This is a genomic window from Actinoplanes ianthinogenes (assembly GCF_018324205.1).
Taxonomy (GTDB): domain Bacteria; phylum Actinomycetota; class Actinomycetes; order Mycobacteriales; family Micromonosporaceae; genus Actinoplanes; species Actinoplanes ianthinogenes.
Map to the genome: position 1 here is coordinate 3,074,890 of NZ_AP023356.1, position 26,684 is coordinate 3,101,573.

The following is a 26,684-nucleotide window of genomic DNA, read 5'->3' on the forward strand; positions in this document are numbered from 1 at the left end:
ACGAAGGAAACATTAGCCGAGCCCCCGACCCGATGCCAAAGCGGGTCCCGGTTCTCCCCGTGATCATGGAAAAAGACCAGGTCAGACGGGCTGTTCACTCGACGCAGCGCAGGGGCACCGACAGGCCGCTGGAGAAGCCCGAGACCGGATACGACCGGGTGGAGACGTAGTCGCCGGCGGTGACCCCGCCCGATCCGGTGACGTCCACGTGGAAGCGCAGCGTGCAGCGTCCGGCGGCCTCGGCCGGCAACCGGATCTCGAACGGCACGACGCCCTCCCCGCCCGGCAACGGGACCGACTCCCGGATCGCCTCGGCGACCAGCACCGCGGGCGCGTCGGCACGGAAAGCGTCCTCGGCCCGGGTGATCACCCGGGCCGCGCAAGCCGGTCGATCCCCGGGCGGCAGCAGGATCCGCCCGCGGACCACGAACTCACCGGCCATCGGATCACCCCCGGACAGCGCCGCAAAGCGTCACCGTCAAGCCTCGCCAGCCCGAGGCCCGGATGGTCAGTCGGGTCCGTGATCCGACAGGTGATCCGTGATCAGATCAAAACCGGTTTTCGGTACGCCCTGAGCACGGCCCGCCCCGGCGGACGAGAACCGTCAGTGCGCGTCGCCCAGCAGGCGGCGCACCTCGGCGACCAGCTCCGCCTGGAACGCCGCCACGCTGCCGTCCACCACCCCGATCCGATAGTCCGGACCGGTCTCCGGGTCGTCGGCGAGCTGCGCGTCCCGTCGCCCGGCCGATCCGTCGGCGTGGCCGGCGGTGTACGCCACAAATGCTTCTTCCATCACAGGGGCCTCCTCGAACACGCGCGCCAATCTCGCATGACTACGGATCACAGGGGGCCATCCGTTCGATCGGTCCGCGCCGGTGAAACGTCCGGCCGGGTCAGCCCGCAGGGCCGGGCGGCACCGGGCGGCCGGCCGGAACCGGGCGCCGTTCAGATGATCAAGCTCGGGGACCCGCGCGGCTCGGCGAGAAGGCATGCCCGTGATCGGGCCGGTCAACCGGGATGGGTCACGCGGACGTAGCCGGTGGCCGTCGGCGGGCCGGGAGCGGGCCCCGGTTCCACCACAGGGACAGCCCGGCGCCGGTGACCACCAGCAGCGCGCCGGCCAGCACGAACCAGAAGCTGACCTCGACGTCCTCCGTGTGCAGGCCGATCTCCTTGGGCAGGTCGGCGAGCACGCCGTTCAGCTCGTCGGCGTCCTGCGCCTTGAAGTAGCGCCCGCCGGTGAGGTCGGCGACCTGGGTGAGCGCGTCCTCGTCGATCTCCTGGACCCGGCCCCGGCCACCGCCGCCCGGGAAGCCGCCGGGGAATCCGCCGCCACCCATGAACGAATCGCCGCTGACCTGGTCGGCGGTGCAGACCATCTGGGACGGCTCGGTGGTGCCGAAGCCGATCGTGAAGACCCGCACCCGACGCGCCGCCGCCTGCTCGGCGGCGGTCACCGGGTCGACGCCGGTGGTGTTCGAGCCGTCGGTGAGCACCACGATGGTGTCCGGCTCGTAGGCGCCCGGCGCGTTCGGGCCGGGCGCGGCGTCGCCCAGGTCCACCCCGGTGGTGGCGACGTCCGGGTTCATCTCCGCGATCGCGTCGATCGAGGTGAGGATGGCCTGGCCGATCGCGGTGCCGCGGGCGGTCTTCAGGGTGTCGATCGCGTCGAGCAGCTGGTCCTTGTCGGTGGTCGGGGTGACCAGCAGGCCGGCGATGCCGGAGAACGCGACCAGCCCGATCTTGGTGCCGTCGTCCTGCGACTCGACGAACTCGCGGGCCGCGTCGGTCGCCGCGGCCAGCCGGTTGGGCTGCACGTCGGTGCTGCACATCGAGCCGGAGACGTCGATGGCCAGCAGGATCGAGGTGTTGTTGGCCGGCACCGCGACCCGGGCCTGCGGCCGGGCCAGGGCGCCGGCCAGCGCCAGCAGGCCGGCCAGGAAGAGGTGGACCGGGACGCGACGGCGCCAGGCGGACCGCCCGGGCAGCGCGGCCCGGATCAGCGCCACGCTGGAGACGGTCACGGCGGTGCGTTTCCGGCGCCGGTTCAGCCACCAGCGGGCGGCCAGCAGCAGCGGGACGACCAGGAGTGCGGCCAGCGCCCACGGCCAGTGGAACGACATCACACGATCCTTCCGTGCCAGCGGGAGCCGAGCAGGCCGCCGAGCGCGAGCAGCAGCAGCGCGGCCCCGGCGAACGGGGCGGTCAGCTCCAGCGGCTCCTTCTTCGTGGTCAGGCGCAGGTCGATCGACTTGGTGGTGTCGTTGAGCGTGTCCGAGTCACCGGCCGCGTGGTACGACCCGCCGGTGACCTGCGCGACCGCGGTCAGCGTGCTCTCGTCCAGTGCGGTGTTCAGCTGGTAGCCGTCGACCTCGACGGGCACGCCGCGGGCGGTGCCGACGCCGACGGTCTGAATCCGCACCCCGGCTGCGGCGGCCAGCTCGGCGGCGGCCTCGACGTCCGGCCCGCCGGTGTTCTCGCCGTCCGAGAAGATCACGATGGTGGCCGACGGCCAGTAGCCGAGCGTGCTGGTGTCCGGCGCCGCGCCGTTCTCCGGCAGGCTGACCGGTTTGCCGGTGATGGTGCCCAGCCCGACCAGGATGGCCTGACCGAGCGAGGTGCCGCCGCTGGGCCGCACCCGCCCGATGGCGGCGGCCGCGGCGGCATGGTCGTCGGTCGGTGCCTGGGTGAGCAGCGCGGTGTCACCGAAGACCAGCACCCCGACGTCCACACTGTCCGGCTGCGCCTCGACGAACTGGGTCGCGGCGGCCTGGGCGGCGGCCAGCCGGGTCGGCGTCACGTCGGTGGCGGCCATGCTGTTCGAGATGTCGAAGGCCAGCAGCACGGTGCCGGAGACTCGTGGCACGGCGACCTGCGCCTGCGGCCGGGCCAGCCCGACCAGGAGGATGGGCAGGGCGGCGAGCAGCAGGGCGTACGGCAAATGGCGCCGCAGGCCCCCGCCCACCAGCGTGCCGAAACCGGCGGATCTCAGCGCCGCGGAGCGGCGGCGTTGCAGCGCGACGTACGCGGCGATCGCGCCGCCGGTCGCCAGCGCCGCGACCACCAGGACCAGCGGATAATGAAAGCTCATCGGCGCACCTGCCCGGCGGTCCGCACCATCTGGACCAGGGCGGAGAGCAGGTCCTGGTCGGTGGTGATCCGGTGGGCGGCGACCCCGGCCCGGCGCATCGCGTCGGCCAGCTCGGCCTCGCGGGCGTCGACCTGGCCCGCCAGGCGGCCGCGCAGCAGCGGGTCGCTGGTGTCGACCAGCAGTTGCTCGCCGGTCTCGGCGTCCTCGACCAGGATCAGCCCGAGGTCGGGCAGGTCCAGCTCGGCCGGGTCGACGATCCGGATGACCACCACCTCGTGCCGGTGGGTGAGCATGCCGAGCGGGCGGTCCCAGCCCGGGTCGCCGATGAAGTCGGACATCAGGAAGATCAGGCTGCGCCGGGTGGCGGTGGTCTTCGCGGCCAGGTGGAACATCGCGGACAGGTCGGTGGTGGCGGCCGGCCGCCCGGACCTCGCCGGCTTCGCCGCCGCCGGGGACGGTTTCAGCAGTTCCTGGGCGATGCGCAGGATCTGGTCGCGGCCGGTGCGCGGCGGGATGACCCGCTGCACGGCGTTGTCGAACAGGATCGCGCCCACCCGGTTGCCGCCCTGCGACACCAGTTTGGCCAGGCTGACCGCCAGCTCGGTGGCGACCGAGTCCTTGCCCTCGTGCGCGCCGAACCGCATCGAGGCCGACTTGTCCACCACCAGCCACGCGGTGAGCTCACGGTCCTCGGTGTACTGCCGGACGAACGGCTCGTCCAGGCGCGCCGTCACGTTCCAGTCGATGTGCCGGACGTCGTCCTCCGGCGTGTAGGCGCGCAGGTCGGTGAAGTCGATCCCGGCGCCGTGCCAGACCGTGCGGTAGCTGCCCTGCAACCGCCCGTCGAGGCGGCGGCCGAGCCGCCACTCCAGGCGCCGCAGCAGCCGTTCGGGAGGGCCGCTCATCGCGCCACCTCCGCTCCGCTCCGGCGCCGCGATGAGCTGACAACTGTGCCCATGGACTCGCTCGCAAGCTCACTCACCGGCGCCACCTCCGCTCCGCTCCGGCGCCGCGATGAGCTGACAACTGTGCCCATGGACTCGCTCGCAAGCTCACTCATCGGGCTCAGCGTCCCCGGCCGGCGGGCTCCGGGAACGGCAGGTTCGCCAAGATCTTGGAGAGGATCAGGTCGGCGGTGACGTCGTCGGAGAGCGCCTCGTAGGAGAGGACCATCCGGTGCCGCATCACATCCAGGGCCAGGTCGGAGAGGTCCTCCGGGATCACGTACTCCCGGCTGCGGATGTACGCCAGGGCGCGGGCGGCGAGCACCAGGCTGATCGAGGAGCGCGGGCTGGCGCCGAACGTGACGTAACGGGCCAGGTCGCTGAGGCCGACCCGGGCCGGGTCGCGGGAGGCGTTGGCCACCTGCACCGCGTACTCGATCAGGGAGGGATCCACGTACACCTGGTCGGCGGCCTGCTGGAGACCGGTCAGGGTGGCCGGGTCGATGATCCGCTGGATCACGGCGGGCGGGGTGAGCGCCCGCTCGACCACCACGAACTCCTCGGTCGGGCTCGGGTATCCGATCACCACCTTCATCATGAACCGGTCGATCTGCGCCTCGGGCAGCGGATAGACGCCCTCGTTCTCGATCGGGTTCTGGGTGGCCATGACCAGGAACGGGTCGGGCAGCTTGTGGGTCTCCCGGCCGATGGTGACCTGCCGCTCCTGCATCGTCTCCAGCAGCGCGCTCTGCACCTTCGCCGGCGCCCGGTTGATCTCGTCGGCCAGCAGCAGGTTGGTGAAGACCGGGCCGAGCTGCACCTGGAACTCGCCGGTGGGCTGGTGGTAGATCCGGGTGCCGACGATGTCCGCCGGCACCAGGTCGGGGGTGAACTGGACCCGGTGGAAGTCCCCGCCGATCGCGGTGGCCAGGGATTTCACGGCGAGCGTCTTGGCCAGGCCGGGCACCCCCTCGACCAGAATGTGGCCGCGGGCGAGCAGCGCCACGATCAGGCGTTCGAGCAGGATGTCCTGGCCCACGATGGTCTTCTTGACCTCGTAGAGCACCTTCTCGATCGGTCCGGCGGAGGCGGGCGGGGCGTCGGTCCAGCTCATGAGTCCGTCCCTCGGTTCGGTTGTGCTTGTCGTGCCGTCACAGCGGCGGCGCCCGGCCGGGGCCGTTGTCACCGCCGCCCAGGGCCGCGCCGATCGGCACGGCGAACCCGATGCCGATGAAGGTGCCGGCGTCGGTCGGGTTCGCCAGGGCCACCACGATGCCGACCACCTGGCCCTGGTCGTTGATCAGCGGGCCGCCGGAGCTGCCCGGGTTGACCGCCGCGTCGAACTGGATCAGCCCGGCGATGTCGTTCTGCCTGTCCCGGCTCAGCTTGCGGTCGAGGCCGGAGACGACGCCGCTGGTGGTGGACGCGGTCAGGCCGAGCGGGTTGCCGATCGCCACCACCGGGTCGCCGACCTCGACGCCGCCGCCGAGCACCGCGGGGACCAGCGTCCCGGGCAGTTTCTCCGGGGTCAGGGTGGCGATGTCCAGCGCCGGGTTCCGGGCGGTGACCTTGGCGGACGAGGTGGTGCCGTCGGTGTAGGTCAGCGTGATCGTCTCGGCGCCGTCGACCACGTGGAACGCGGTCAGCACGGAGCCGTCCTCGTTCGCGATCACGCCGGTGCCGGTGGCCGACTCGGCGGCCTGTTTCGCGTCGTGGCCGGTGGTCTGGATCAGCACCACCGACGGGAGCACCGTCTGGTAGACCTCGCTGACGGTGAGCGGGCCCGGGGACGCGGACGGGGAGGGTTTGACGGCGGCTTTCGGCTCGGTGTCGTCACCGCCGCGGGTGAACGCCACCCAGGTGATCACCACGGCCCAGACCGCGATCAGGGCGATCAGTGCCCGGCGGCGTCGCACGGGAGTGTTAAGGCTGCTCAGACGGCTTGGGGTCGGCTCCTCCACGGCCGGCTCCGGTGGGTCGGAGCCGTCCGGCCGGAGCACGGTCATCACGGCACGACCGCCACACTCAACATTTCTTGACGCTACAAGCGATTTCTAAGAATTCCCCATGAGTGCCCTAATGGTTTCCGGTACGCAAGATCCGCCATCGCCCTGCAAATCGGGTATATCGCTTCGTTATCTGTGATCCCCGGCTTTGACAGCGGACGCCTGCATCGGCGACAGGATTCCCACAGTCCGGCTGGTGACGCTGGGTTTCCCGACGAGCTGAGGAGCCATCCGATGACCAAGCCCGAGGACGCCACCGCGCCGGTCAGCACCCTTCCCCCGCGTGACCCGTGGTCCGAGCCCGCCACGGCGGCGGCCGAGCCCGCCGAGGTCGTGCCGACCGCTCCGGAATGGACGCGAACCGGCCCGATCCTGGAGATCGGCGGCGCCGCGCAGCCGGCCGGGACCTGGACGCCACCGGCCGCCACCACCGCGAAGCGCAGGAGGCCCCGTAGCCCGAGGACCATCCTGATCGCCGCGGTGCTGGCCACCGCGGTCGCCAGCTCCGGGATCACGGCCGGAGTCATGGCCGCGACCGGCGGCACCGGCTCGGCCGGTGTCACCCAGCAGCAGGGCGGCGGGCCCGGTGGCGGTGGCATGCCGGGCGGCGGCTTCGGCGGCGGCATGCCCGGCCAGGACGGCCAGAGCGACCAGTCCGGGCAGTCGGGTCGGACCGGGCCGCAGGGCGGCACCCAGGACCAGGGCAGCACGCAGGACGACGCGGCCACCGGCGCCACCGGTACGACCGGCACCTGACCGGACGCGGAGGCGCGCTCGCGGCGGGCGCGCCTCCTGGCTGTTCGACCGAGCCGAACTGGCCGTCGGGACGACCGCGAGGGGTCGAGGAGATCATTAGTCTGCTTTTTTAAACTTAAATAAATTACTGGAGTGCCGCCGTGTCCCACCCGATTCCGCCCGATGACCCGCCCCCGTACGGCGGCTACGCACCCCCGCCCGGTTACTCGCCGGCACCCGGATATCAGGCGCAGCAGTACCCGCCGCAATACGGCGCTCCCCCGGTCCCCGGGTATCCGCAGCAATACCCGCCGCAGCCGTATCCAGCACAGCACTATCCGCCGCAGCCGTATCCGGCCCAGCAGTACCCGCACCAGCCCTACCCGCCGCAGTACGCCGCGCCGGCGCCGCAGATCGTGATCCAGAACAACACCAGCGCCATGGCCTTCGCGCACGGTTACGGGCTGCGCAAACGGAACTCCGTCGGCGTGCACATCCTGTTGGCCCTGTTCACGTACGGCCTGGGGAACATCGTCTACGCCTGGTACGTCTACGACTGGAACCGCAGGCGAGGCCTCTGATCGACGGCGGGCGCCGGCGCAGGCGCGTCCACCGTGGACGCGCCTGGCGGGCGTACCGGAAACCGGTCTAACCGGCGGTGCCGACCTCCGCGAGATAGGCGGTGGCCTTCTCCGGGTCGACGAACCAGTTGAGGAAGTCGTTCGGGTCGACGAAGCCGGCCGCGAAGCGGGCGGCGATCCGCTCGTTCTGCGAGGCGGCGCCGAGCAGCTGCTGGACGTGCGGCGGGAGCGGCTGGAGCATGGCGTTGGTCCAGCCGGTGACCGCGGCGCCGTGCCCGGTCCAGAAGCCCTCGAACGTCTCGGTCATCCACTGCTCGTCGAACGGCTGCTCGCCGCGCGCCAGGATGGCCCGCAGGTAGTGGTCGGCGGCCTTGGCGGCGGTGTTGCTGCCCTGGCCGGTGATCGGGTCGTTGGCGATCACCACGTCGGCCAGGCCGAGCACCTTGCCGCCGCCGGGCAGGTGGGCGACCGGGCGGCGGACCGTCGGGGTGTAGCGGCCGTGCAGGGTCGCCTTGGCATCGGTGAGCCGCACGTTCGCCGCGCGCGCGGCGACCCAGGGCAGGTTCTCCCGGATCAGCTCGAGGGTGAGGCGCAGGTGCTGCTCGGGGTCCATCCGGCCGGGGTGCCCGGCCCAGCGGTCCAGCGGGCCGCCCGGGATCGCCTCCCAGAACAGGATGTCGCAGGGGCCGGAGTGGGTCAGGCCGGGGATCACGAACAGCTCGCCGAGACCGGGCAGCGCGTGGAAACCGACGTGCGGGTCCGGCCACTCCGGGTCCGGCTCCAGGCCGTGCACGTAGGCGACAGCCAGGCCACGCTGCGGTTCGGTGTACGGCGAGCGCTCCGGGTCCCGGTCGAACATCGCGACCAGGTCACCCTTGCCGGCCGCGACCACGGTCAGGTCGTACCGGCCGAGCTGGGTGATCGCGTCCAGGTCCTGGGTGGTGGCCGCGTTGTAGATCACCTCGACGCCGCGCTCCTCGGCGTCCTCCAGCCAGCGGGCCATCTTGATCCGCTGGTCGGTGGACTGGGCCGGGCGCTGAAGCTTCCCGTTGAAGGCCAGGGCCAGGTTCCCGGGCGGGGCGGCGAGCTGGACGCGCAGCCCGTGGATCGGCGGGGTGACGTTGTCCCAGTGGTTCAGGTCGTAGGCCCGCTCGGTGTTCAGGGCCAGGTCGAACATGGCCTGGGTCGAGGTGGGCCAGCCGGTCCGGATCTCCTCCGGGGTACGCGCGGACATCAGGGTGACGTCGTAGCCCTCGGCCCGCAGGCTGAGCGCCAGTTGGAGACCGGCCTGGCCGGCTCCCACGATGAGGATCTTGCGCATGGGGGGTGCCTCCTGTGGTGCTGTCTATCCGATGGCCTGTGCCGTCGCGTGGTTCACGACGGCCAGCAGGGCGTGGGCGACGTTGCGGGCGTCGCGGATGTCACCGGCGATCAACGGGATGTGCGCGGGCAGGGTGAGCGCCTCGCGGACCTCGGCCAGGTCGTGGGTCTGCACGCCGTGGAACAGGTTCACGCAGACGAGCCAGGGCACGTCGGCGTCGTTCTCGAAGTAGTTGACCGCGGCGAACGAGTTCTCCAGATTGTTGGTGTCGACCAGGACCAGCGCGCCGACCGCGCCCCGGACCAGGTCGTCCCACATCGGCCAGAACCGGGGCTGGCCGGGCGTGCCGAACAGGTAGAGGACGAGCGAGTCGTCGATGGTGACCCGGCCGAAGTCCATCGCGACGGTGGTGGTGACCTTGTCGATGCCGGGGTCGAGCCGGTCGATCTGAGCGGCGGCCGCGGTCATCCAGGACTCGGTGCGGATCGCGGGGATCTCCGAGATGGCCTCGACCGCGGTGGTCTTGCCCACGCCGAAGCCCCCGGCGATGACGATCTTGGCGCTGCTGACCTCGCCGTTCCGCGTGCCGTCAGGTAAGTCGGAGTAGGCCTGCACGAAGTTTCTCCAGGAGCGCCAAGTCTTGGGACGGCCGGGCCTCGTGCACGACGAGCTGACCGAGTTTGAGCAGGTCGTTGATCAGCAGCCGGGTCAGGCCGAGCGGCAGCCCGCAGGCCGCCGAGAGCTCGGCCACCGAGCACATCCGGCGGGCCTGCTCGTAGAGCGAGCGGGTGGCCGGGGCCAGACTGGCGGCGAGCACCGGGTCGTACCGGTTGCCGGTGGACACCAGGGTGTGGATCAACAGTGGGTTGCGGTTGCCGGACCGCCGGTTCGCGGTCATGTACGGGCGCACCTTCCAGTGCAGCCCCGGCCTGCGGGCCATGCGGGGCCTCCGATCAGCGAGCCGGTGCGGGCAACGTGCCCTGATGCAGGGCGTGCCGGGCCTCCGGGGTGAGCGCGTGCCCGACCGCCTGGCTGAAGGTGGTCATGGCGTACCCGAGGTGGCCGATCTGGGTCTGCGGCTGTGCCGACACCAGCAGCGCGGCGACGAACTCGCCGGCCTGGTCGTCGATCCGCAGGAACGCCAGGTGGCCGTGCGGATAGCGGATGCTCAGGTTCTCCGGGGCGCCGAGTTGCAGCAGGCCGCCGAGCTGGCCGGTGATGCCGAGGAAGCCGGCGGCGAGCGCGGCGACGCTCTCCGCGTGCTCCCGGCTGAGGTGGCCGGAGGAGGCGAGTTGCAGGCCGTCCGCGGAGACCAGGACGACCGCGGTGATGGTCGGGACCTCACGGACTAGCTGGCCGATCAGCCAGGAGACGTCCGGTTGGCCGTCAGGGTTGCGGTAGTCGGTCATCAGGGTCCTTCTGTTTCTGGAGGGCTCGTGCACGGGCGGCGTCGACGCCGGCGTTGAAGTCCGCGGCGTCGTCGTGCCAGGCGGTCCGGTGGACCTGGGTGGTGACCGGGGGCGGTGGCGGGGTGGTCCCGCGGACACTGGCCGGCACCCGGCGGGGCATCGGCGCCGGCCTGGTCTGGACCGGCAGCACCATGGTCACGTCGTTCTGATGGTTCGGCGTCGGCGCCGGCTTGGGCTCCGGCGCCGGCTGCGGCGTCTCGCAGAGCAGGTCCGCGCCGATCAGCAGCATCGCCACGGTGCCGCGGGGCTGCCGGGGCACCAGCCGCACCCGCAGCGAGCGGTGCCGGTGGGTGAGCACGGCGGCCACCGTGAGGCCCAGGTGGGCGGGGCGCAGCTCGGCGGCGTCCGGGCCGTCCGGGCCGGCCAGCAGCCGCTCCAGCCACGGGACGTGCGCCGGGTTCAGGCCGATCCCGTTGTCCTCCACCCGGATCACCACGTCACCGTCGCCGGTCAGGTGCGCGGCGATGGTGACCGGCTCGGTCGGCGGCGAGTAGCGGTCGGCGTTGTCGATCAGCTCGGTGAGGATCCGGATCACGTCGTCGGCGGCGACCGCGGCGACCGCGAGATCGACCATCGGGCCGAAGTGCAGCCGCTCGTAGTGCTCGACCGCGGCGCCGGCCGCGTGCGCCACGTCGTGCAGCGAGGTGATCTGCCGGTCCGGGTCGTCGAGCGGCTCGCCGGTGAGCACCCGCAGGTTCTCCGCGAGGCGGCGGACCCGGGTGACCGAGTGGTCGATCCGGAACAGGATGGTGCGCCGTTCGGCGTCCTGCTCGCGGAATTCGGCCTCCCCGATGTGATGAACCGCTTCCCACGTAAGAGTGAGCAGCCGGAGGGCGAACTCACCGGCGACCGGGCGCCAGGGATCCGGTTTCGCCACCGGTTCCGCGGCCGGCGCGGCCGTGGGCTCGACCGGCTGGGAGCCGCGTCGTCGCAGCCTGCTCCACCAGCGGCCTGGCTCGGGCATGGATTGCTCCCCAATCAGCCTTCTGTCCTATCGAATCGGAAGAAGATCACCGGCTACGAGGTCTGTACCGTACCTGCCCGATTGTCGGACTGGCTATCGCCTGAGTCGCGCTAGTACCTCACAGGTTTGAGTGCCCCGAAGCGCTGAAAACGACAAAGGCCCGTCCGTGACGGACGGGCCCTGATCCTGCCGAGACGGCCGGCCGAGCACAGTGACCTTGCCGGCGTCCAGGTCATACCGGGCGCCGACGACGCCCATCCGGCGCCTGGGTGTCGCGCCGCCCGCGACCTCGGGGTCCGCGGAGCCACCCACACCCCAGCGGGCAAGCCGGCCGACCTGACCTCGTACCGAAAAGTCGCGAGCGGACCGGAAGCCACGGACCGAGGGCGAAGCCCGAGTGACGGATCCCCGTCGGCGGACCCGGCGGCGGCGAACCGGCCGCGACCACCGCACCGTGGGGTTTCCGGGGGCTCGGCCCCCGGAGCAGACAAAACGAGAGGGCCCCCGGTCCGCGCAATCCGCGGACACAGGGGCCCCTGCCATCTCGTGGGCGATACTGGGATCGAACCAGTGACCTCTTCCGTGTCAAGGAAGCGCGCTCCCGCTGCGCCAATCGCCCGCACTGTGATGCGAGGTGGAGACGGGATTTGAACCCGTGTACACGGCTTTGCAGGCCGTTGCCTCGCCTCTCGGCCACTCCACCGAGTCGGCCCCGCACGGTTACCTGTGAAGGCCTCTCCGAGCGGAAGACGGGATTCGAACCCGCGACCCTCACCTTGGCAAGGTGATGCGCTACCACTGCGCCACTTCCGCGTTGTCGCCCGGTGTCCCTGGCGACGGAGAAAACCATAGCCGGTCACCTGCGCCTACGCCAAACCGGGGTCCCCCGGCGTGTCGTGACCAGGGCGGACGCGCCGTTGTCCACAGGCGGGAAAATGGGCGCGCGGGGCGGGGCGCGGGTCCGATTGGATGGAGGCATGCAGATCCGGCAGATCAGCGCCGCCGAGCGGACCGCCACCATGTTCCCGCTCCAGGCCTACGCTTGGCTCCCCTCCCCCGCCGAGCCCGAGGAGGAGGCGAGGCACCGGGCCAACGCGCCGTTCTTCGAGACCTCCACGATGCTGGTCGCCGAGGCCGGCGGCGAGACGCTGGCCTGCGCCGCGGCCCTGCCGATGCGGCAGAATGTGCGCGGCCTGGTGCAGGACATGGCCGGGATCGCGTCGGTCACCTCACACCCGCAGGCGCGGCGGCAGGGGGTGGTCCGGCAGCTGCTGGAGCGGCTGCTGCGGCAGACCCGTGCGGAGGGCGCCGCGGTCAGTGCGCTCTATCCGTTCCGGCCGAGTTTCTATGCGAGGTTCGGCTATGTCGGGATTCCCCGGGTGCGGGTGGCCCGGTTCACCCCGGCCGGGCTCGGTGACCTGCTGCGGCGGGAGCTGCCCGGCTCGGTGCGGCGGCTGCCGGGCCGCGAGGGGTTCGACGACTACGACGCGCTGACCCACCGTCTGCTGCGCGAGCGGCACGGGTTCGCCGTCTTCGACGAGACGCGCACCGGGCTGCTCCGGGAGGAGCCGGTGTGGATCGCGCTGGCCCGGGCCGGCGACGAGGTGGTCGGCGGCCTGCGATATCGGATCGACAAGCACGGCGGTGACCTCGTCGCGTCGAACCTGTTCAGCACCGGCCCGCTCGGGCGCGCGCTGCTGCTTCAGTTCCTGGCCCGGCACGTCGACCAGGTGAGCGGCATCGAGCTGCTGGTCGGCGCGGACGAGCTGCCCGAGCTGTGGGGCACCGACATGGCGGTGACGGTCACCGCCACCGTCGACAACCCGGTGAAGAACGCGCCGATGGTCCGGGTGCTCGACGTGCCCGCGCTGGCCGGCAGCGAGGCGGGCAGCGGCTCGGTGACCGTGGAGGTGACCGGCGACGAGCTGATCGGCGGCGTGTGGCAGCTGGGTGCGGACGACGGCCGGCTGACCGTGAAATCGGGCGGGACGCCGTCGGTGACGCTCACCGCGGCCGGGTTCAGTGCGCTGGCCTACGGGGTGCTGGACGCCTCCGAGGTGTTCCTGCGCGGCCTGGGCGAGTGGGAGCCGCGGCTGGACGAGCTGTTCCCGCGCCGGGTCCCCTCCATGTTCGCCGACTTCTAGGCGACCGGGAGGCCCGGCGAGGTGAAAGCGCGGCCGTCCTCGGTCACCGCCGCCGACTCGTACCCGTCGGTGACCCGCTGGGCCAGCCAGCTCAGCCCCGGCTCCCCCATCGCCAGCGCCGCGGTGGCATAGGCGTCGGCCACCGCCAGGTCCGGGCCGACCACGGTGACCGACCGCAGACCGGTCGCCGGCTGCCCGGTCCGCGGGTTCCAGACGTGCGCGCCCCGCTCATAGGTGCCGGAGGTGGCCACCGCGCCCTCCCGGACGGCGAGCACCCAGGCGAGCTTGTCCTCCTGCCACGGATGCCGGATGCCGACCCGCCACGGGCCGCCACCGGGCGCGGCGCCGCGCATCCGGATGTCACCGCCCGCGTTGATGTGGTGCCGGGTCGAGCCGGCCGCGGCCAGCCGGGCCGAGGCCACCTCGACGGACCAGCCCTTCACGTAACCGGACGGGTCGAGCGGGCCACCGGCGTACGCGTCGAAGTACCCGTCGGTCTCCCGCCACAGGTCGGCGCAGCGGTCCAGGACCAGGCGCAGGTCGCCGGAGCCCTGTGCGGGCGTCAGCTCACCCCGGCGCAGCCGGCTGACCTCGCTGTCCTCCTTGTACGTGCTGAACCGCGCGTCCACCTCGTGCAGCCACTCGCAGGTCCCGGCGATCAGCTCACGCAGCCGCTCCTCGGGCAGATCGTCGGCGATGTCGATGCTGACGACCGTACCCATGACGTGTTCGACGTGGCGCACGGTGAAGCACGTTACGCCCCGGCGGCGTCCAGGGCGGCTTGGAGGGAGGTCTTGTACGACCCGCTGGTGATGGTGGCGCCGGAGACCGTGTCCACGTCGGCGCTCTGCGCTTTCAGGGTCTCCTGGTTGAGTTTGCTCACCGCGTTCGGGTTGATCGTGCCGCTGTAGCCGTTCTTCGGGAACGTCGCGTTGGCACTGGTGACCTTCCCGCCGGCCACCTTGATGGTGACCTGGACCGTGCCGTACGGATTCTGCACGGCCTTGCCCTTGTAGGTGCCGTTCTCGAGACCGGCGGAGGACTCCTCGGTCGGCTCGGCGGTCTTCTTCTTGTCGCCGGGCTTCTTGTCCGCCGGCTTCTTCGAGGCGGACGAAGCCGGCGGGGCCGGCTCCTCGGTCACCTCCTGGGCGGCCGGCGCGGCCTCCACCGGGGCGGCCGCGGGCTGCACGCTCAGACGAACCCCGAGGATCAGGGCAGCACCGGTGAGGGTGCCCACGGCTGCTGCGGTACTACGGCGCATGGCGGAAACTCCCAAGAGTCGGGGATCAGAATTCGAACGGGTCGAGGTGGAGCTGGCTATCCGGCACGTCGAGCTGCTTCAGCGTCGCGACCGCGGCGTTCACCAGCCCGGGCGGACCGCAGAGGTACACGTCCCGCCGGTTCACGTCCGGCACCAGGCCGCGCAGCCCGTCCTCGGTGAACAGCCGCCGCGGACCCGGATCGGTCCGGGACCCGACGATGTAGCGCACCCAGGCGTCCCGCTCCTCGGCCAGCTCCTCCAGCTCGGCGCGGAACACCAGCTCGTCCGGCCGGCTGGCCCGGTAGATCACGATGGTGTCAGGCGGCATGTCCTCGAGCAGCGCCCGGATCGGCGCGATCCCGCTGCCACCGGCGATCAGCAGCGCCCGGCGCCGGGTCCGCCGCTGCGCGGTGAACGTGCCGAACGGGCCCTCCGCCCAGACCGGCGTGCCCGGCCGCAGCTCGCCCAGCTTGGCGGTGTGCCGGCCGGCCACGGTCACGGTCAGCCGCAGCCAGTCCTTGTTCGGCGCGGCGGAGAGCGAGAACGGGTGCGACTGCCACCAGCCGTTGGCGTTCAGGAACCGCCAGCGCATGAACTGGCCGGCCTGCGCGGGCAGCTTCTCCAGGTTCTTCGCGGCGATGTAGATGGAGAACGTGTTGGCCCCCTCGGCCACCACCTCGGCCACGCTGAAGCGGTGCCGGGCGTTCAGCCAGACCGGCTCGACGATCCGGCCCCAGACCAGCGCGGCCAGCACGAGCGCGCCCAGGCCGGGCCAGAAGTAGGAGGCGAACCGGCCGCTCAGGTCCGCGCCGGTGGCGACCTGGTGGCCGTAACCGAGCAGCAGGACCAGGTAACCGGTGAGGTGGATCAGGTGCCAGAACTCGTACGGCAGGTGGGTGCGCAGCCAGCGGATCGAGGTGAACGAGAGCAGCACCAGCAGGCCGGTCGCCACGGTCGCGCTGATCATCTCGGGGAACGTGGTGATCACGCTCCACGCCTGGTCGACGACCGGGGTCTCGGCGAGCAGGGCGTACCCGTAGACGATCGTGACGATGTGCGCGAGCACCGCGACCAGCAGCGAGGTGCCCAGCCAGCGGTGCCAGCGGAGCAGGTCCCGGGAGCCGACCCACTCCTCCAGCCAGGAGACCCGGCTCATCATCAGCAGCTGGATGAAGAGCAGGTAGCCGCCGACCAGGCCGGTGACCCGGCCGGTGGCCAGCATCAGCGAGGCGGTGTCGCCGACCGCGCCGGCCTGGGTGTCGAACAGCCAGAGCGCGACGCTGGTGGCCAGGCCGGAGAAGAACAGCAGCACGGTGAAGAGCCGGTTGCCCGAGGTGGCCTCGGCCGGCGGCCGGTCGTCCTCCGGCATCGGGAAGCCGGTGCCTGCTTTCCAGCCGGTCGGCGAGGTGTTCGACTCGACCACGATGGCGTCGCGCCGGTAGGGGTCGGCGGGCGCGGACAGCGGGGTGGGCTCCGGCTCCGGCCAGTCCGGCAGGTTGTCCCAGGAGGGACGTTCCGCCGCATGCGACGGCCCGTTCCAGGTCGGGCGAGCATAGGAGTTCGACGGCGAGTCCCAGTCGTTCCGGGAGTCGCGCAGGTCAGCGAAGTAGCCGTCGTCGTCGTCCGGCCGCTCGCGCTGGTCCTGGAAGGCCGGAATGGCCATCATCCTCACCCGCTCACCAGTCCACGGCGCCCGCCTTTCGGAGCCGTCAGGAATGCGTACGCACCTGGCTCCCGGATGGCTCAACCACCGACCGGAAATTTCCGGATCCCGGGACGGGATAGGTTCTCCGGGTGCGTCTCGACAACCTCCCGGTGGTCACCGTCGTCGGGATCGGCGCCGGTCAATTCCACGACCTTTCCGGTACGACCAGAGCCCTGCTCCACGACGCCGAAGTGATCTTCGGCGGCCCCCGCCAGCTGGCCCTGCTCCCGCCCGAGGTCACCGCCGAGCGGCGAGCCTGGCCGTCCCCGCTGCTCCCCGCCCTGCCGGACCTGATCGAGGCCGAGCGCGACCGCCGCGTCTGCGTCCTGGCCAGCGGCGACCCGATGTTCCACGGCATCGGCGCGACCCTGTCCCGCCTGCTCGGCCCGGACCGGCTGCGCGTCGTCCCGCACCCGTCCTCGGTGTCGCTGGCCGCCGCCCGGCTCGGCTGGGACCTGGCCCGCACCGACGTGGTCAGCCTGGTCACCGCCCCGGTCGCGGCGCTGGGCCGGGCGCTCAACCCGGGGCGCCGCCTGCTGATCCTGTCCGCGGGCGCCGGCACCCCCGCCGCCGTCGCGGCCTACCTCACCTCCCGTGGCTACCCGCAAGCGCAGCTCACCGTCCTGGAGCAGCTCGGCGGCGCGGACGAGCGCCGGCTCGTGGGCGCGGCCGGCGACTGGGCGATGCCGCCGGGCGACCCGCTGAACGTGATCGCCGTCGAGTGCGGTGCCGGTCCGCCGGTCGCGGTGGTTCCCGGCCTGCCCGACGACGCGTACGAGTCGGACGGCCAGCTGACCAAGCGCGAGGTGCGCGCGGTGACCCTGGCCGCGCTGGCGCCCACCCCGGGCGCGCTGCTCTGGGACGTGGGGGCCGGCTCCGGCAGCATCGGCATCGAGTGGCTGCGCAGCCATCCGGCCTGCCGCGCGATCGCGATCGAGCCGGACGCCGGCCGGGTCGCCACGATCACCGCGAACGCCGCCGCGCTCGGGGTGCCCGGCCTGCGGATCGTGCACGGCCGCGCCCCGGACGCCCTGGACGGCCTGCCCGCCCCGGACACCGTGTTCATCGGCGGTGGCCTGACCCGGGACGGCGTGCTGGACCGCTGCCTGGACGCGCTGCGCCCGGGCGGCCGCCTGGTGGCCAACGCGGTCACCGTGGAGTCGGAGGCGGTGCTGGCCGCGGCGTACGCGAGACTGGGCGGGGAGCTGACCCGCCTGACGGTGCAGCGCAGCTCGCCGGTGGGTGGTTTCACCGGCTGGCGATCCTTCATGCCGGTGACGATCTGGGCGGTAACCCGATGACCGTACATTTCATCGGCGCCGGTCCCGGCGCCGCCGACCTGATCACGCTGCGCGGCCACCGGTTGCTCGGCGAGGCCCCGGTCTGCCTGTACGCGGGCAGCCTGGTCCCCGCCGAGCTGCTGGACGCCTGCCCGCCCGGCGCCCGCCTGGTGGACACCGCGAACCTCACCCTCGACGAGATCATCGCCGAGATGGTCGCCGCCACCGGGCGCGGCGAGGACGTGGCCCGGCTGCACTCCGGTGACCCGTCGGTGTTCAGCGCGGTCGCCGAGCAGATGCGCCGGCTCGACGCGGCCGGGGTGCCCTACGACGTCACCCCCGGCGTACCCGCCTTCGCCGCGGCGGCCGCCGCGCTGGGCCGCGAGTTCACCGTGCCCGAGGTGGCCCAGACGGTGATCCTCACCCGGACCGCGGAACGGGCCACCGCCATGCCGCCCGGCGAGGACCTGGCCACGCTCGGCCGCAGCCGGGCCACCATGGTGCTGCACCTGGCCGTGCAGCGGATCGACGCGGTGGTCGCCGAGCTGGTCGGGGCGTACGGCGCGGACTGCCCGGTCGCCGTGGTGGCCCGGGCCAGCCGGCCGGACGAGCTGATCGTCCGGGGCACGCTCGCCGACATCGCGGAACAGGTCAAGGCCGCCGGGATCAAGCGGACCGCGGTGATCGTGGTGGGTGCCGCGCTGACCGCCGGCCAGTTCCCGGACAGCCACCTGTACTCCGCGAATCGCTGCCGGTCGTGACGGTCCTGATCCTCGGCGGCACCACCGAGGCACGCTCGTGAAGGTCCTGATCCTCGGCGGCACCACCGAGGCACGCTCGTGAAGGTCCTGATCCTCGGCGGCACCACCGAGGCACGTGAGCTGGCCGGGCTGCTGGCCGGCGAGCACACGGTGATCACCTCGCTGGCCGGTCGGACCAGCGCGCCGCGACTGCCGGCCGGGGACGTCCGGGTGGGCGGGTTCGGCGGGGCGGACGGGCTGGCCGGCTACCTCGCCGAGCAGCGGATCGACGTGCTGGTCGACGCGACGCACCCGTTCGCGGCGACGATGACCCGGCATGCGGTCACGGCGGGGGCGGCTGCCGGCGTACCGATAATGATCTTGCAAAGGCCGGCCTGGACCGCGTCGCCGGGCGATGTGTGGCACCGGGTCGCGTCCCTCGACGAGGCGGCCGCCGTGCTTCCCCGGATCGGGCGCCGGGTCTTCCTGACCACCGGGCGGCAGGGCATCGGGGCCTTCGCCGGGCTGGACGAGTGCTGGTTCCTGGCCCGCTCGGTGGAGCCGCCTGCCCCGCCCGCGCCGAGGCGGCTGGAGGTGCTGCTCGACCGGGGGCCGTTCACCGTGGCGGGCGAACGCGAGCTGCTCGACCGGCACCGGATCGACGTGCTGGTCACCAAGGACAGCGGCGGCTCGGACGCGAAACTGGTGGCGGCGCGGGAGTCGGGCGTACCGGTGCTGCTGGTGGATCGGCCGGCCGTGCCCGCGGCCGCGACCGTGACCAGCGCGGACGCCGCCGCCGCGTGGATCAGACGGCGATCGTCTCGGTGACGCCGTAACGGACCACGCGGTTCTTGCCGCCCGCCTTGGCGGCGTACATCGCCAGGTCGGCGTGGCGCAGCAGGTCGGTGACGGAGACGCCGGGCTCGGCCAGGGCGACGCCGACGCTGGCGCCGACCCGCACCGTGCCGGCCGCCAGCCCGACCGGCACGCCGAGGTCGGCGCAGAGCTCGCGGGCCTGCCGGAGCACCGCGTCCACGTCGTCGAAGCCGGTCAGCAGCAGCGCGAACTCGTCGCCGCCGAACCGCGCCGCCACCCCCTGCCGGCCGGCCGCCGCGGCGATCCGCCCGGCGATCGCGACCAGCAGTTCGTCACCGGCCGCGTGCCCGTGCTCGTCGTTGACCCGCTTGAAGCCGTCAAGGTCGATGTTGAGCAGCGCGACCGGGCCGCCGCCGGCCACCGCGGCGCCGGCCGCGCGCAGGAACTTCGCGCGGGTCGGCAGGCCGGTCAGGTGGTCGTGGTGCGCCCGGTAATCCAGCTCGACCCGGGCCTGCACCGCCTCGCCGGCGAGCATGACCTGGTAGGACAGGCTGCGGAAGGCGTCCACCACCTCGATCGGTACCGGCCGCCGGCCACCGACCACCATCAGCACCGGGGTGGTCTCCGGTTCCCCGCCGAGCCCATCGACGTGCCAGTCCCGGAAACCCGCTACCAGCGCGGACAGTTCCTCCGGGGTGGGCGCCGGGCCGGCCGGTCGCCACCCGGTCAGCTCGGCCGGGGCCCCCGGCGCGAACGAGACGGTCAGGCCGTCGGCGTCCCGGTACGCGATCAGCAGCGCCACCCCGGGGTGCATCCGGACCAGCTCGCCGGCGGTCCGCTCGCCGATCTCGCGGATCTGGGCGTCATCGGTCACGGCGAGCAGCTCCCGGCCGGCCCGGGCGAGCGTCGCGTCGCGTACGGCGGTCCGCTCCTGGCGCCGCAGGCCCACGTAGAACGCCCTGGTCAGGACGCCCATCAGGATGATCTGCGGGATCAGGCCGAGCACCGACGGGGAGTGCCAGGAGGTGGCCTGGGAGACGACGTCCGGGGAGATCGCCACGGCGGCCGGCATGGCGGCCACCGCGCCGGGCAGCCGGGCGAGCCAGCGCCGGTTCGTGTCGTAGAGCGAGCAGACGATCAGCGAGGTGACCGCGAGCGCGGTGCCGGCCAGGGGGTCCTTCAGGCCGGCGGCGGCGACGGTGACCAGCACCGGGATCACCGGCACGGACCACCAGGAGGTCCGCCCGCGCCGGTGGATCAGCACGACCAGAGCCACCAGAGTGATCAGCGCGGCCGCGGCGAGCCGGCCGAAGGCGACCGAGCGCATCGCGTTGCCGACCTGGCCGAGCTGCATGATCATGGCGAGACCGCCGATGCCCGCCGCGGCCAGGCGGGCGCGATCCACGGTCCCGGCCGGCAACGACAGCCACTCTCTGCGCACGGCCCGACGATCGGCCGGGACCCGCGCGACATGAGCGATCCAGATGCTGCGGAAACCCGACAGTTCACAACCGCCCCATCGATGCGACGCTGCAAGTATGTCGCCGGTCCGCGCGCTGCCCGCCGAACTGGCTGCCGTGCGCGCCCTGATCGCCGACGGCCTGGCCGAGATCGTCCGCGCGGCCGACGACCGCGAGCAGTTCTGGATCCGCTCGGCCATCACCCACCTGGCCACCGCCGACGCCATCCTCGCCGAGCTGCCCGGCGCACGGCGGAGCACCTCGCGGCGCTTCGCGGTGGCCACCCTGATGACGGCGGCGGTGACCGCCGGGGGCGCGGCGCTGGCCCGGGCGGCCGGAGCCGGACCGGGTGGCGTACTGGCCGTCTGCGGCGCCGCGCTGCTCCTCACGATGTATCTGGCCCGGCAGGTGCGGCCCCGGGGCGCTACGCCCACGCTGCCGTCGCCGCCGGACTCGCCCGGGCTCGGGTTGATCGCGGTGCCGGCTTCGCTGGAGCGGGCCCGCGGGCAGTTGGTCTCGGCGGCGCTGCGCCGCGCCGGATCGGCGAACTGGCCCGTCCCCGCGCTGCGCCGGGCGGTCGCGGCGGATCCGGTGCTCGGCCGCCTGGCCCACGCCGACCTGCTGCTCTGCCAGGCGATCGACTGCCTGGACCGCTACCTGGACGACCTCGAGAAACAATGGCCGTGATGCCGTCGTCATCCGTGCGGGGCGCGTCGTGAGTCGCGATGACCCGTTCGTGGGTGGGGTGGCGCCCCGCCTGCGCCATCTCGATCGGGAGCTGACCGCGACGGTCACCGACGCGCAGTGCCGGGACTGGGTGGCCGACCGCCCGGACCGGGTGGGCTTCGCCCGGCTGGGCCAGGCGCGCCAGGAGATCCGCACGGCGGCGGACCGCTACCGGGTCGCGGCTCCCATCGCCGACGGGCCGACCGCCCTGTCCGCGGTGGCCGCCGGCGCACTGGTGGTTCTCCCGTTGCTGCTCCTGGTCCCGGACCCGACCCGGCCGCTGCCACTGGCCGGGATCGCGGTGGCCGGTGTCTGGGCGACCTCCGGGCTGCGAGCCGGCCTGCGCCGCCTGCGGATCCGCTCGGCGCGGGGCACGCCGGACGGTCCCGCGCCGATCGACGACCCTTACCGGTACGCCCGGCAGCGCCGCGGCATCGAAGCCTGCGCCCTGTCCGCCCGCGCCGACCGCTCCTACCGCCGGCGCGCCGCCGCCACCGACCTCGAATACGCCCTCGACTGGCTCGCCGCCGCCCAGGAGGAACTCCCCCGCCTGCGCTGAGCCGAGGTCAGGACTTGGCCTTGAAGGCGCCGCGGTATCCCTGGGGGGTGGTGCTGAGGCGCTGGGTGAAGTGGTGTCGCAGCGTCTGCGCGCTGCCGAATCCCGCTTTCCCGGCGATCGCGTCGATGCCGAGGTCCGTCTCCTCCAGCAGCCGCCGGGCGAGCAGGATCCGCTGATTGGTCAGCCAGTCGTGCGGTGTCGCTCCGGTCTCCGCCCGGAACCGGCGGGCGAACGTGCGGGGGGCCATGTGCACCAGGTCGGCCATGGTCTCCACGGTGTGTTCCCGGTCCAGCGTCTCCAGCAGGTGGGTGAGCAGCGGCTGCATGGTCTCGCAGGAGACCGTCGGCATCGGCGTCTCGATGAACTGGGCCTGGCCGCCGTCGCGGTGCGGCGGCACCACCATCCGGCGGGCGATCTGCGCGGCGACCGCCGAGCCCTGCTCCTCGCGGATCAGGGCCAGCCCGCAGTCGATCGCGGCAGCGGTGCCGGCGCTGGTCAGCACGGTGCCGTCGGCGACGTAGAGGACGCCGGGGTCGACCTTCGCCCTCGGGAAGCGGGCGGCCAGGCGGTCGGTGTGCCGCCAGTGGGTGGTGCAGCGGCGGTCGTCGAGCAGGCCGGCCTCGCCGAGCGCGAAGGCGCCGGTGCAGACGCTCATCACCCAGGCGCCGCGCTCGTGCGCCCGGCGCAGCACGTCGATCACCTCGGCCGGGGCGTCCTGGATGTCGTTGGGCACCACGGCGACCAGGTCGGCGGTCTCGGCCGGGGTGAGGTCGTGGCTCGGGGTGATGGTGAAGCCCGAGTGGGTCGGCACCGGTACGCCGTCGACACTGCACACCGCGAAGTCGTAATGGGGCAGGCCCTCGGGGGTGCGGTCGTAACCGAACAGCTCACAGAGGACACCCAGCTCGAAGACCGCCACCTCCTGCATGGCGATCACGGCGACACTGCGCAACATGCGGCCACGGTACCGCAAGGTTGGCAGTTTTTTGAAGATGTATGGCATTACTGCCACTGGTACGGAAGCGGTGGCAGGACGAAGCTTGGTGTATGGAAATCGCAGCGCTTGTCTTCTTCGTCCTACTATTGATCGCTTCCGCCGCGGGCCTGACCGCTGACAGCCGGGACAGTGCCGATTGGAAGCCCAGCGTCGACGGTCGTCGCGCCGCATGACGCCCGAGAGGGAAAAGCCGCCGGACGGTCCACGGGAAAAGCCGCTGGACCGTCCAGTGGGAAAGGCCGCCGGGATCAGACCCCGGCCACCGCGAGGCTGCGGGTGACCACCGAGTCACGCCACTGCGGCGTGCCCATCACGGTGGCCCCGGCCCGCGCCTGGCGTGCGGTCAGCACCGCGCAGACGGTCAGGGCGCTGCTCAGCCCGACCAGCGCGGCCGCCCAGACCGCGGGCTGCCCGGTGCCCAGCCCGTAGACCAGCCATGACCCGCTGGCGCCGGCCGCCAGCCGGAACCGGGCCGGCGACAACCCGGACACGTCCCGCGCCCGGTCCCGGAGCAGGGCCAGCGGCTGCGGCAGCGCGGACACGAACGCGCCGGTCGCCAGCACCGTGCCCAGCATTCCGGCCGCCCGGGACGCGGTGACCTGCGGCAGCGCCGCGGCCGAAGCGGTCGCCACGATGGCGATCAGCACCGCACCGGCCAGCCCACCGGCGCCGCGCAGCGTCCGGGCCGAGCGCAGCCCGGGCTGGGTGGCCAGCAGGGCGACCAGCACGGCCACCCCGGCGGTCAGGTTGAGGATGTTGGTGACCTCCTGGAGCCGGTCCCCGATCAGCAGTCCGTAGGTCAGCCAGCCGACCGGCATCACCACCGCGAGCAGGCACGCGGCCGGGGACAGACCCCCGGTGCGGCGGCGTACGCAGGAGAGGAAGACCTGGGGCCAGGCGATGGACATGGACAGGGCGGCTCCGAGGAGACCGAAGGCGTGCGCAGACATGATCCGTTTCCGAGTCGGTGGTGCGGGAACACCGACCCGTTCGGCAACCGGAACGCCGCGCTGATCATCAGCACCCGGACCGCAACCGGGCGCACCGGGGAAGCAACCTGGCGAACGATTTGGCACAGTGGACTGATGCTGACCGACGTGGACCTCCCCGCGCCCGGACTGCTCTGGACCCGCTGGGCGACGCTCAGCGCCGCGATGACCGGCATCGACCGTGGTGAGCAGTGGTCCGTCGACGAGCGCGGCGCGCGACGCGACGCCCCGGGCCTCGGCTGGGCCCGGTTCGCCCTGCTCGACGGCCGCCGCGCGGTGCTGTACGGCGCCCACCGCGACCACCACGCCACCGTCACCACCGACCCCGCCGCCGACCCGCTCACCGGCGCGCCGGACTGGCTGCCCTGGGCCGACCTGACCCCGCTGGCCGAGAACGACGAGCTGGGCTTCGTGATCTGGCACGAGAGCGGCCGCTGGTCCCGGGTGCGCTATCGGCAGCCCTACGACGACGGGATGGCCGAGCTGCTGGCGCCGCTGCTGAGCGAGGAGCAGACGGTGACCGCGTTGCGCGCCACCGCTCCCCCGGCCGAGCTGCGCCCGCTCCGCGACATCGCCGCCGAGCTGCTCTACGCGGCGATCCGCGGTGAGGTGGACGCCGAGCACCTCGACGCGCTGCTCGGGGACGACGCGAACATCGACGCGGCGCTGACCGCCGCCGCCCGGGGCGGGCTCGTCCCGGGCACCCGGCCGCCGCGGATCGAGCCCGGGCGGCGGCCGCCGATGCGCCGGGTCCGCCGGCTCAGCCAGGGTGAGCACGACCGCCTGGTCTGGGCTGCCATGCAGGAGGCGGCCGAGGTGCGCCGGCCCCCGCCGCCGGACACCGTCGAGCTCGGGGCGCTGGTGCGCTGGCTCCAGGAGCACGCACCGGGCGGGGACGGGCGGTGCTCACTGCTGGCGTACGCGGACGCGACCAGCTTCAGCGCGCAGCCCGGCGAGCATCCGCCGGCCGACCCGCCGGGCGAGGAACGGTACGCCGGGTTCCGCCGCCTCACCGAGCTGGTCCGGGCGCTGAGGCGGGCCGAGTCCGACCCGCGGTACGGCCGCTGGCTGTTCCTGCGGGTGGAGACGAGCGCCACCGACGTCCGGATCGAGCGCTGCTACGACTCGTGGCCGTCCTGGTGGCACGACGACGGCGTCTCCGGCCCGTGGCGCACCAACCTCCAGGAGGAGATGGAGGCGCGGGGCCGGCAGTGGCGCCCGTCCTGGACACCACTGCTCGACCCCGAGGTGGCCTACCGGCCCGGTTAGAACGGGCTGAACGTGATCGCGGCGGTGCGCGGGTCACCGTCGTGCACCAGGGACTCCTGGTTCTGCACGTCGTCGAAGGCGAACGCGTACGCCTTGCCGTCGACCATGTTCTGGTGGATCACCTTGGCGTACAGGTTGGCCGGGTCGCCCTGGTAGAAGTCGGCCGCCGTGCCGCTCGGCTGGACGTCGAGCCGCCCCAGCGTGGTGCGCTGCAGGGCCGCGCACAGGGTCCGCGCGATCGGGCCGACCACCTGGTCGTTCGGTGCACCGAGGGCACCGTCGCAGCCCCAGACGTTCGCGGTGGACGGCTTGGTGAACGAGGCGACCGTCCTGCCGGTCGCATCGGTGAAGCTCATCACGTCGCCGCTGGTCCGGCCGGTGTACTTCACGTCCGGCCGGTCACCGAAGGGCACCACGGTCAGATTCTTCGTCGCGTACGCCGACCAGGCGCTCTTGATGTACGGGTCGAGATACGTCGGGCTCATCAGACCGGCGTCCGCCGCCTTGCCCGGCGCCAGCACCCGCAGCACCGTGCCGTCGGCCCGGGTGACCACGCTCTTGGCGAACGCCGGGCTCGCCTTGATCGCGTCGATCACCTTCTGCCGCCCGCCGGACCTGACCTCGCCGGTGGTGCTGGTCACGCCGCCGCCGCCGGTGACGCTGACGACGTGCGGCACCGCGAACATGTCCACCTGCGAGCTGTTCAGCCACAGGCCGGACGAGTTGACGGTGAACTCGCTCCAGTCGAAGAGGATGTCGTGGTTCGGGTCGCCACCGGCCCACGGCGCGGGCTGCACCAGGCCGCCGGTGGTGAGCCGGAAGTCGAGCTTGCGCCCGAACGAGAAGTAGAGCCGCCCGGAGAGGTTCCGCGGCACCCGGATCGTGGTGCTGGCGCCGTCGGCCGGGCCGGCGATCGAGACGTCCGGCGCGGACACGGGCACCGCGGCGCCGCCGGTCCAGGCGGTGAACCGGCCGGCCTTGTCGACGTAGCCGAGCTTGCCGGTCTCCAGGTTGACGCCGAGGACGTACAGGTGGACGGCGTCGCCGCGGCCGGTCTTGTTGGTGACCGTGACCGGGAGCAGGTCCTCTTTCGGCGGGACGCTCGTGGGCGTCTTCGTCGCGGTCGCCGTCGGGGCGGCGGTGGTCTTGGTGACCGTCGGGGCGGCGGTCGGGGCGACGGTCGGCGCGGTGGTGACCACCTTGGTCGGCGCGGTGGTGACGGGCGTCTCGGCGCCGCCGCCGCAGGGCTGGCCGTTCAGCTTGCAGTTGACCGGCTGCCCACCGGCGCCCACGAATCCGAAAGTCACCTTTCCACCGACCGGGACGGCGCCATTCCAGCTACTGTTCGTAAATGTCCGGTGACTGCCGGAGGCTGTCATCTGCGCATCCCAGAAACTGCCCACAGTGGCGCCGGCGGGGAGGTCGAATTCGACTTTCCAGGAGGCCATCGCGGACGTTCCGTCGTTGCTGACGACGACCTCGTCCTGCCAGCCGGTGCCCCAGTCGGACACCGTACGCAGGGTCGCCGTGGCCGAGGCGGCCGAGGCGGGCAGCGCGAACCAGGCCGTGCCGACCGCCGCGACGGTCGCCAGCGAGGTGAGCAACAGCGTTCTTTTCCGGCGCATCA

At 72.6% G+C, this 26,684-nt stretch carries 28 protein-coding genes and 3 tRNA genes; 9 read left to right on the forward strand and 22 right to left on the reverse strand.

Features of this window, described 5'->3' with window-relative positions:
• Positions 1-94 precede the first annotated feature (94 nt).
• The 7 genes from Aiant_RS13790 to Aiant_RS13820 all read right to left on the reverse strand — a co-directional run bounded on the left by Aiant_RS13790 (position 95) and on the right by Aiant_RS13820 (position 5,951).
• Positions 95-442 carry a ferredoxin reductase domain-containing protein gene (locus tag Aiant_RS13790; RefSeq protein ID WP_189334324.1) on the reverse strand — a complete coding sequence of 116 codons (348 nt, stop codon included), beginning with the start codon at positions 440-442 and terminating at the stop codon, positions 95-97.
• A 162-nt stretch (positions 443-604) separates the two neighbouring features.
• A complete protein-coding gene (locus Aiant_RS13795) occupies positions 605-793 on the reverse strand; it encodes a hypothetical protein (protein ID WP_189334323.1) in 189 nt (62 codons plus the stop codon).
• Between the two features lie 229 nt (positions 794-1,022).
• Positions 1,023-2,123 (reverse strand): VWA domain-containing protein, encoded by a 1,101-nt coding sequence (locus tag Aiant_RS13800; RefSeq protein ID WP_189334322.1) that lies wholly within the window; start codon positions 2,121-2,123, stop codon positions 1,023-1,025.
• Complete coding sequence (locus Aiant_RS13805; RefSeq protein WP_189334321.1) at positions 2,123-3,091, reverse strand: VWA domain-containing protein; 969 nt, start codon at positions 3,089-3,091, stop codon at positions 2,123-2,125. The genes Aiant_RS13800 and Aiant_RS13805 overlap by 1 nt, the downstream gene beginning before the upstream one ends.
• Positions 3,088-3,996: a DUF58 domain-containing protein gene (locus Aiant_RS13810; RefSeq protein WP_189334320.1), complete on the reverse strand. Its 909-nt coding sequence runs from the start codon at positions 3,994-3,996 to the stop codon at positions 3,088-3,090. Before Aiant_RS13810 ends, Aiant_RS13805 begins: the two co-directional genes overlap by 4 nt.
• A gap of 160 nt (positions 3,997-4,156) precedes the next feature.
• Positions 4,157-5,149 carry an AAA family ATPase gene (locus Aiant_RS13815; protein ID WP_189334319.1) on the reverse strand — a complete coding sequence of 331 codons (993 nt, stop codon included), beginning with the start codon at positions 5,147-5,149 and terminating at the stop codon, positions 4,157-4,159.
• A gap of 37 nt (positions 5,150-5,186) precedes the next feature.
• The gene (locus tag Aiant_RS13820) at positions 5,187-5,951 is read right to left on the reverse strand and encodes a S1C family serine protease (protein ID WP_229830924.1); all 765 of its coding nucleotides are present in this window, start codon (positions 5,949-5,951) and stop codon (positions 5,187-5,189) included.
• A gap of 324 nt (positions 5,952-6,275) precedes the next feature.
• Here Aiant_RS13820 and Aiant_RS13825 point away from each other — a divergent pair, with 324 nt between their 5' ends.
• Positions 6,276-6,797 (forward strand): hypothetical protein, encoded by a 522-nt coding sequence (locus Aiant_RS13825; protein WP_189334317.1) that lies wholly within the window; start codon positions 6,276-6,278, stop codon positions 6,795-6,797.
• A gap of 140 nt (positions 6,798-6,937) precedes the next feature.
• Entirely contained in the window at positions 6,938-7,357 is a 420-nt protein-coding gene (locus Aiant_RS13830) for a DUF8108 domain-containing protein (protein WP_189334316.1), read from the forward strand.
• A gap of 67 nt (positions 7,358-7,424) precedes the next feature.
• Here the strand turns inward: Aiant_RS13830 and Aiant_RS13835 are convergent, their stop codons facing one another.
• The 8 genes from Aiant_RS13835 to Aiant_RS13870 all read right to left on the reverse strand — a co-directional run bounded on the left by Aiant_RS13835 (position 7,425) and on the right by Aiant_RS13870 (position 11,924).
• Positions 7,425-8,678 (reverse strand): styrene monooxygenase/indole monooxygenase family protein, encoded by a 1,254-nt coding sequence (locus Aiant_RS13835; RefSeq protein ID WP_189334315.1) that lies wholly within the window; start codon positions 8,676-8,678, stop codon positions 7,425-7,427.
• Between the two features lie 24 nt (positions 8,679-8,702).
• On the reverse strand, positions 8,703-9,293 hold the full coding sequence (locus tag Aiant_RS13840; protein WP_189334314.1) for a GTP-binding protein: 591 nt from the start codon (positions 9,291-9,293) through the stop codon (positions 8,703-8,705).
• Positions 9,268-9,618 (reverse strand): DUF742 domain-containing protein, encoded by a 351-nt coding sequence (locus Aiant_RS13845; protein WP_189334313.1) that lies wholly within the window; start codon positions 9,616-9,618, stop codon positions 9,268-9,270. Before Aiant_RS13845 ends, Aiant_RS13840 begins: the two co-directional genes overlap by 26 nt.
• A 13-nt stretch (positions 9,619-9,631) precedes the next feature.
• Positions 9,632-10,087 carry a roadblock/LC7 domain-containing protein gene (locus tag Aiant_RS13850; protein WP_189334312.1) on the reverse strand — a complete coding sequence of 152 codons (456 nt, stop codon included), beginning with the start codon at positions 10,085-10,087 and terminating at the stop codon, positions 9,632-9,634.
• On the reverse strand, positions 10,065-11,111 hold the full coding sequence (locus tag Aiant_RS13855) for a sensor histidine kinase (RefSeq protein WP_189334311.1): 1,047 nt from the start codon (positions 11,109-11,111) through the stop codon (positions 10,065-10,067). Before Aiant_RS13855 ends, Aiant_RS13850 begins: the two co-directional genes overlap by 23 nt.
• 547 nt (positions 11,112-11,658) lie before the next feature.
• Positions 11,659-11,730: transfer RNA gene (locus tag Aiant_RS13860), tRNA-Val, on the reverse strand.
• Positions 11,731-11,743: 13 nt separating this feature from the next.
• Positions 11,744-11,814: transfer RNA gene (locus Aiant_RS13865), tRNA-Cys, on the reverse strand.
• 38 nt (positions 11,815-11,852) lie between these two features.
• Positions 11,853-11,924, reverse strand: a tRNA-Gly gene (locus Aiant_RS13870).
• A gap of 164 nt (positions 11,925-12,088) precedes the next feature.
• Here Aiant_RS13870 and Aiant_RS13875 point away from each other — a divergent pair.
• On the forward strand, positions 12,089-13,255 hold the full coding sequence (locus Aiant_RS13875; RefSeq protein ID WP_189334310.1) for a GNAT family N-acetyltransferase: 1,167 nt from the start codon (positions 12,089-12,091) through the stop codon (positions 13,253-13,255).
• Here the strand turns inward: Aiant_RS13875 and Aiant_RS13880 are convergent.
• From Aiant_RS13880 to Aiant_RS13890, 3 genes are read right to left on the reverse strand one after another with little or no spacing between them, the layout of a single operon-like run.
• Positions 13,252-13,977: an FAD:protein FMN transferase gene (locus Aiant_RS13880; protein ID WP_189334466.1), complete on the reverse strand. Its 726-nt coding sequence runs from the start codon at positions 13,975-13,977 to the stop codon at positions 13,252-13,254. The two genes, Aiant_RS13875 and Aiant_RS13880, sit on opposite strands and share 4 nt — an antisense overlap.
• A 32-nt stretch (positions 13,978-14,009) precedes the next feature.
• Positions 14,010-14,516, reverse strand: a complete 507-nt coding sequence (locus tag Aiant_RS13885) for an FMN-binding protein (RefSeq protein WP_189334309.1) — start codon at positions 14,514-14,516, stop codon at positions 14,010-14,012.
• Positions 14,517-14,541: 25 nt separating this feature from the next.
• Positions 14,542-16,182, reverse strand: coding sequence for a ferredoxin reductase family protein (locus tag Aiant_RS13890; protein ID WP_245006655.1), 1,641 nt, complete (start codon positions 16,180-16,182; stop codon positions 14,542-14,544).
• A gap of 128 nt (positions 16,183-16,310) precedes the next feature.
• On the opposite strand from Aiant_RS13890, the gene cbiE reads away from it, so the two are divergent.
• The 3 genes from cbiE to Aiant_RS13905 all read left to right on the forward strand — a co-directional run bounded on the left by cbiE (position 16,311) and on the right by Aiant_RS13905 (position 19,069).
• Positions 16,311-17,522, forward strand: coding sequence for a precorrin-6y C5,15-methyltransferase (decarboxylating) subunit CbiE (gene cbiE, locus Aiant_RS13895; RefSeq protein WP_189334307.1), 1,212 nt, complete (start codon positions 16,311-16,313; stop codon positions 17,520-17,522).
• Complete coding sequence (gene cobM / locus Aiant_RS13900) at positions 17,519-18,262, forward strand: precorrin-4 C(11)-methyltransferase (protein ID WP_189334306.1); 744 nt, start codon at positions 17,519-17,521, stop codon at positions 18,260-18,262. The genes cbiE and cobM overlap by 4 nt, the downstream gene beginning before the upstream one ends.
• A 78-nt stretch (positions 18,263-18,340) precedes the next feature.
• The gene (locus tag Aiant_RS13905) at positions 18,341-19,069 is read left to right on the forward strand and encodes a cobalt-precorrin-6A reductase (RefSeq protein ID WP_189334305.1); all 729 of its coding nucleotides are present in this window, start codon (positions 18,341-18,343) and stop codon (positions 19,067-19,069) included.
• Here Aiant_RS13905 and Aiant_RS13910 read toward each other — a convergent pair.
• Complete coding sequence (locus tag Aiant_RS13910) at positions 19,047-20,498, reverse strand: GGDEF domain-containing protein (RefSeq protein ID WP_189334304.1); 1,452 nt, start codon at positions 20,496-20,498, stop codon at positions 19,047-19,049. The genes Aiant_RS13905 and Aiant_RS13910 overlap by 23 nt on opposite strands.
• A 97-nt stretch (positions 20,499-20,595) precedes the next feature.
• Between Aiant_RS13910 and Aiant_RS13915 the strand changes: the two genes are divergently transcribed.
• Positions 20,596-21,204: a hypothetical protein gene (locus Aiant_RS13915; protein WP_189334303.1), complete on the forward strand. Its 609-nt coding sequence runs from the start codon at positions 20,596-20,598 to the stop codon at positions 21,202-21,204.
• Positions 21,205-21,232: 28 nt separating this feature from the next.
• Positions 21,233-21,802 (forward strand): hypothetical protein, encoded by a 570-nt coding sequence (locus tag Aiant_RS13920; RefSeq protein ID WP_189334302.1) that lies wholly within the window; start codon positions 21,233-21,235, stop codon positions 21,800-21,802.
• A 7-nt stretch (positions 21,803-21,809) separates the two neighbouring features.
• Here the strand turns inward: Aiant_RS13920 and Aiant_RS13925 are convergent, their stop codons facing one another.
• Positions 21,810-22,757, reverse strand: coding sequence for a GlxA family transcriptional regulator (locus tag Aiant_RS13925; protein WP_189334301.1), 948 nt, complete (start codon positions 22,755-22,757; stop codon positions 21,810-21,812).
• Between the two features lie 290 nt (positions 22,758-23,047).
• Positions 23,048-23,749, reverse strand: a complete 702-nt coding sequence (locus Aiant_RS13930) for a SemiSWEET transporter (protein ID WP_189334300.1) — start codon at positions 23,747-23,749, stop codon at positions 23,048-23,050.
• A gap of 135 nt (positions 23,750-23,884) precedes the next feature.
• Here Aiant_RS13930 and Aiant_RS13935 point away from each other — a divergent pair, with 135 nt between their 5' ends.
• Complete coding sequence (locus Aiant_RS13935) at positions 23,885-25,057, forward strand: hypothetical protein (protein WP_189334299.1); 1,173 nt, start codon at positions 23,885-23,887, stop codon at positions 25,055-25,057.
• On the opposite strand, the gene Aiant_RS13940 is transcribed toward Aiant_RS13935, so the two are convergent.
• Positions 25,054-26,682 (reverse strand): beta-1,3-glucanase family protein, encoded by a 1,629-nt coding sequence (locus tag Aiant_RS13940; RefSeq protein ID WP_189334298.1) that lies wholly within the window; start codon positions 26,680-26,682, stop codon positions 25,054-25,056. The genes Aiant_RS13935 and Aiant_RS13940 overlap by 4 nt on opposite strands.
• Positions 26,683-26,684: the final 2 nt, after the last annotated feature.

Coding starts and splice junctions, on each gene's coding strand:
- Aiant_RS13790 (WP_189334324.1), bottom strand. CDS start 442: ATGGCCGGTGAGTTCGTGGTCCGCGGGCGGATCCTGCTGCCGCCCGGG.
- Aiant_RS13795 (WP_189334323.1), bottom strand. CDS start 793: ATGGAAGAAGCATTTGTGGCGTACACCGCCGGCCACGCCGACGGATCG.
- Aiant_RS13800 (WP_189334322.1), bottom strand. CDS start 2,123: ATGTCGTTCCACTGGCCGTGGGCGCTGGCCGCACTCCTGGTCGTCCCG.
- Aiant_RS13805 (WP_189334321.1), bottom strand. CDS start 3,091: ATGAGCTTTCATTATCCGCTGGTCCTGGTGGTCGCGGCGCTGGCGACC.
- Aiant_RS13810 (WP_189334320.1), bottom strand. CDS start 3,996: ATGAGCGGCCCTCCCGAACGGCTGCTGCGGCGCCTGGAGTGGCGGCTC.
- Aiant_RS13815 (WP_189334319.1), bottom strand. CDS start 5,149: ATGAGCTGGACCGACGCCCCGCCCGCCTCCGCCGGACCGATCGAGAAG.
- Aiant_RS13825 (WP_189334317.1), top strand. CDS start 6,276: ATGACCAAGCCCGAGGACGCCACCGCGCCGGTCAGCACCCTTCCCCCG.
- Aiant_RS13835 (WP_189334315.1), bottom strand. CDS start 8,678: ATGCGCAAGATCCTCATCGTGGGAGCCGGCCAGGCCGGTCTCCAACTG.
- Aiant_RS13845 (WP_189334313.1), bottom strand. CDS start 9,618: ATGGCCCGCAGGCCGGGGCTGCACTGGAAGGTGCGCCCGTACATGACC.
- Aiant_RS13850 (WP_189334312.1), bottom strand. CDS start 10,087: ATGACCGACTACCGCAACCCTGACGGCCAACCGGACGTCTCCTGGCTG.
- Aiant_RS13855 (WP_189334311.1), bottom strand. CDS start 11,111: ATGCCCGAGCCAGGCCGCTGGTGGAGCAGGCTGCGACGACGCGGCTCC.
- Aiant_RS13875 (WP_189334310.1), top strand. CDS start 12,089: ATGCAGATCCGGCAGATCAGCGCCGCCGAGCGGACCGCCACCATGTTC.
- Aiant_RS13880 (WP_189334466.1), bottom strand. CDS start 13,977: ATGGGTACGGTCGTCAGCATCGACATCGCCGACGATCTGCCCGAGGAG.
- Aiant_RS13885 (WP_189334309.1), bottom strand. CDS start 14,516: ATGCGCCGTAGTACCGCAGCAGCCGTGGGCACCCTCACCGGTGCTGCC.
- Aiant_RS13890 (WP_245006655.1), bottom strand. CDS start 16,182: ATGATGGCCATTCCGGCCTTCCAGGACCAGCGCGAGCGGCCGGACGAC.
- cobM (WP_189334306.1), top strand. CDS start 17,519: ATGACCGTACATTTCATCGGCGCCGGTCCCGGCGCCGCCGACCTGATC.
- Aiant_RS13915 (WP_189334303.1), top strand. CDS start 20,596: ATGTCGCCGGTCCGCGCGCTGCCCGCCGAACTGGCTGCCGTGCGCGCC.
- Aiant_RS13925 (WP_189334301.1), bottom strand. CDS start 22,757: ATGTTGCGCAGTGTCGCCGTGATCGCCATGCAGGAGGTGGCGGTCTTC.
- Aiant_RS13930 (WP_189334300.1), bottom strand. CDS start 23,749: ATGTCTGCGCACGCCTTCGGTCTCCTCGGAGCCGCCCTGTCCATGTCC.
- Aiant_RS13935 (WP_189334299.1), top strand. CDS start 23,885: ATGCTGACCGACGTGGACCTCCCCGCGCCCGGACTGCTCTGGACCCGC.
- Aiant_RS13940 (WP_189334298.1), bottom strand. CDS start 26,682: ATGCGCCGGAAAAGAACGCTGTTGCTCACCTCGCTGGCGACCGTCGCG.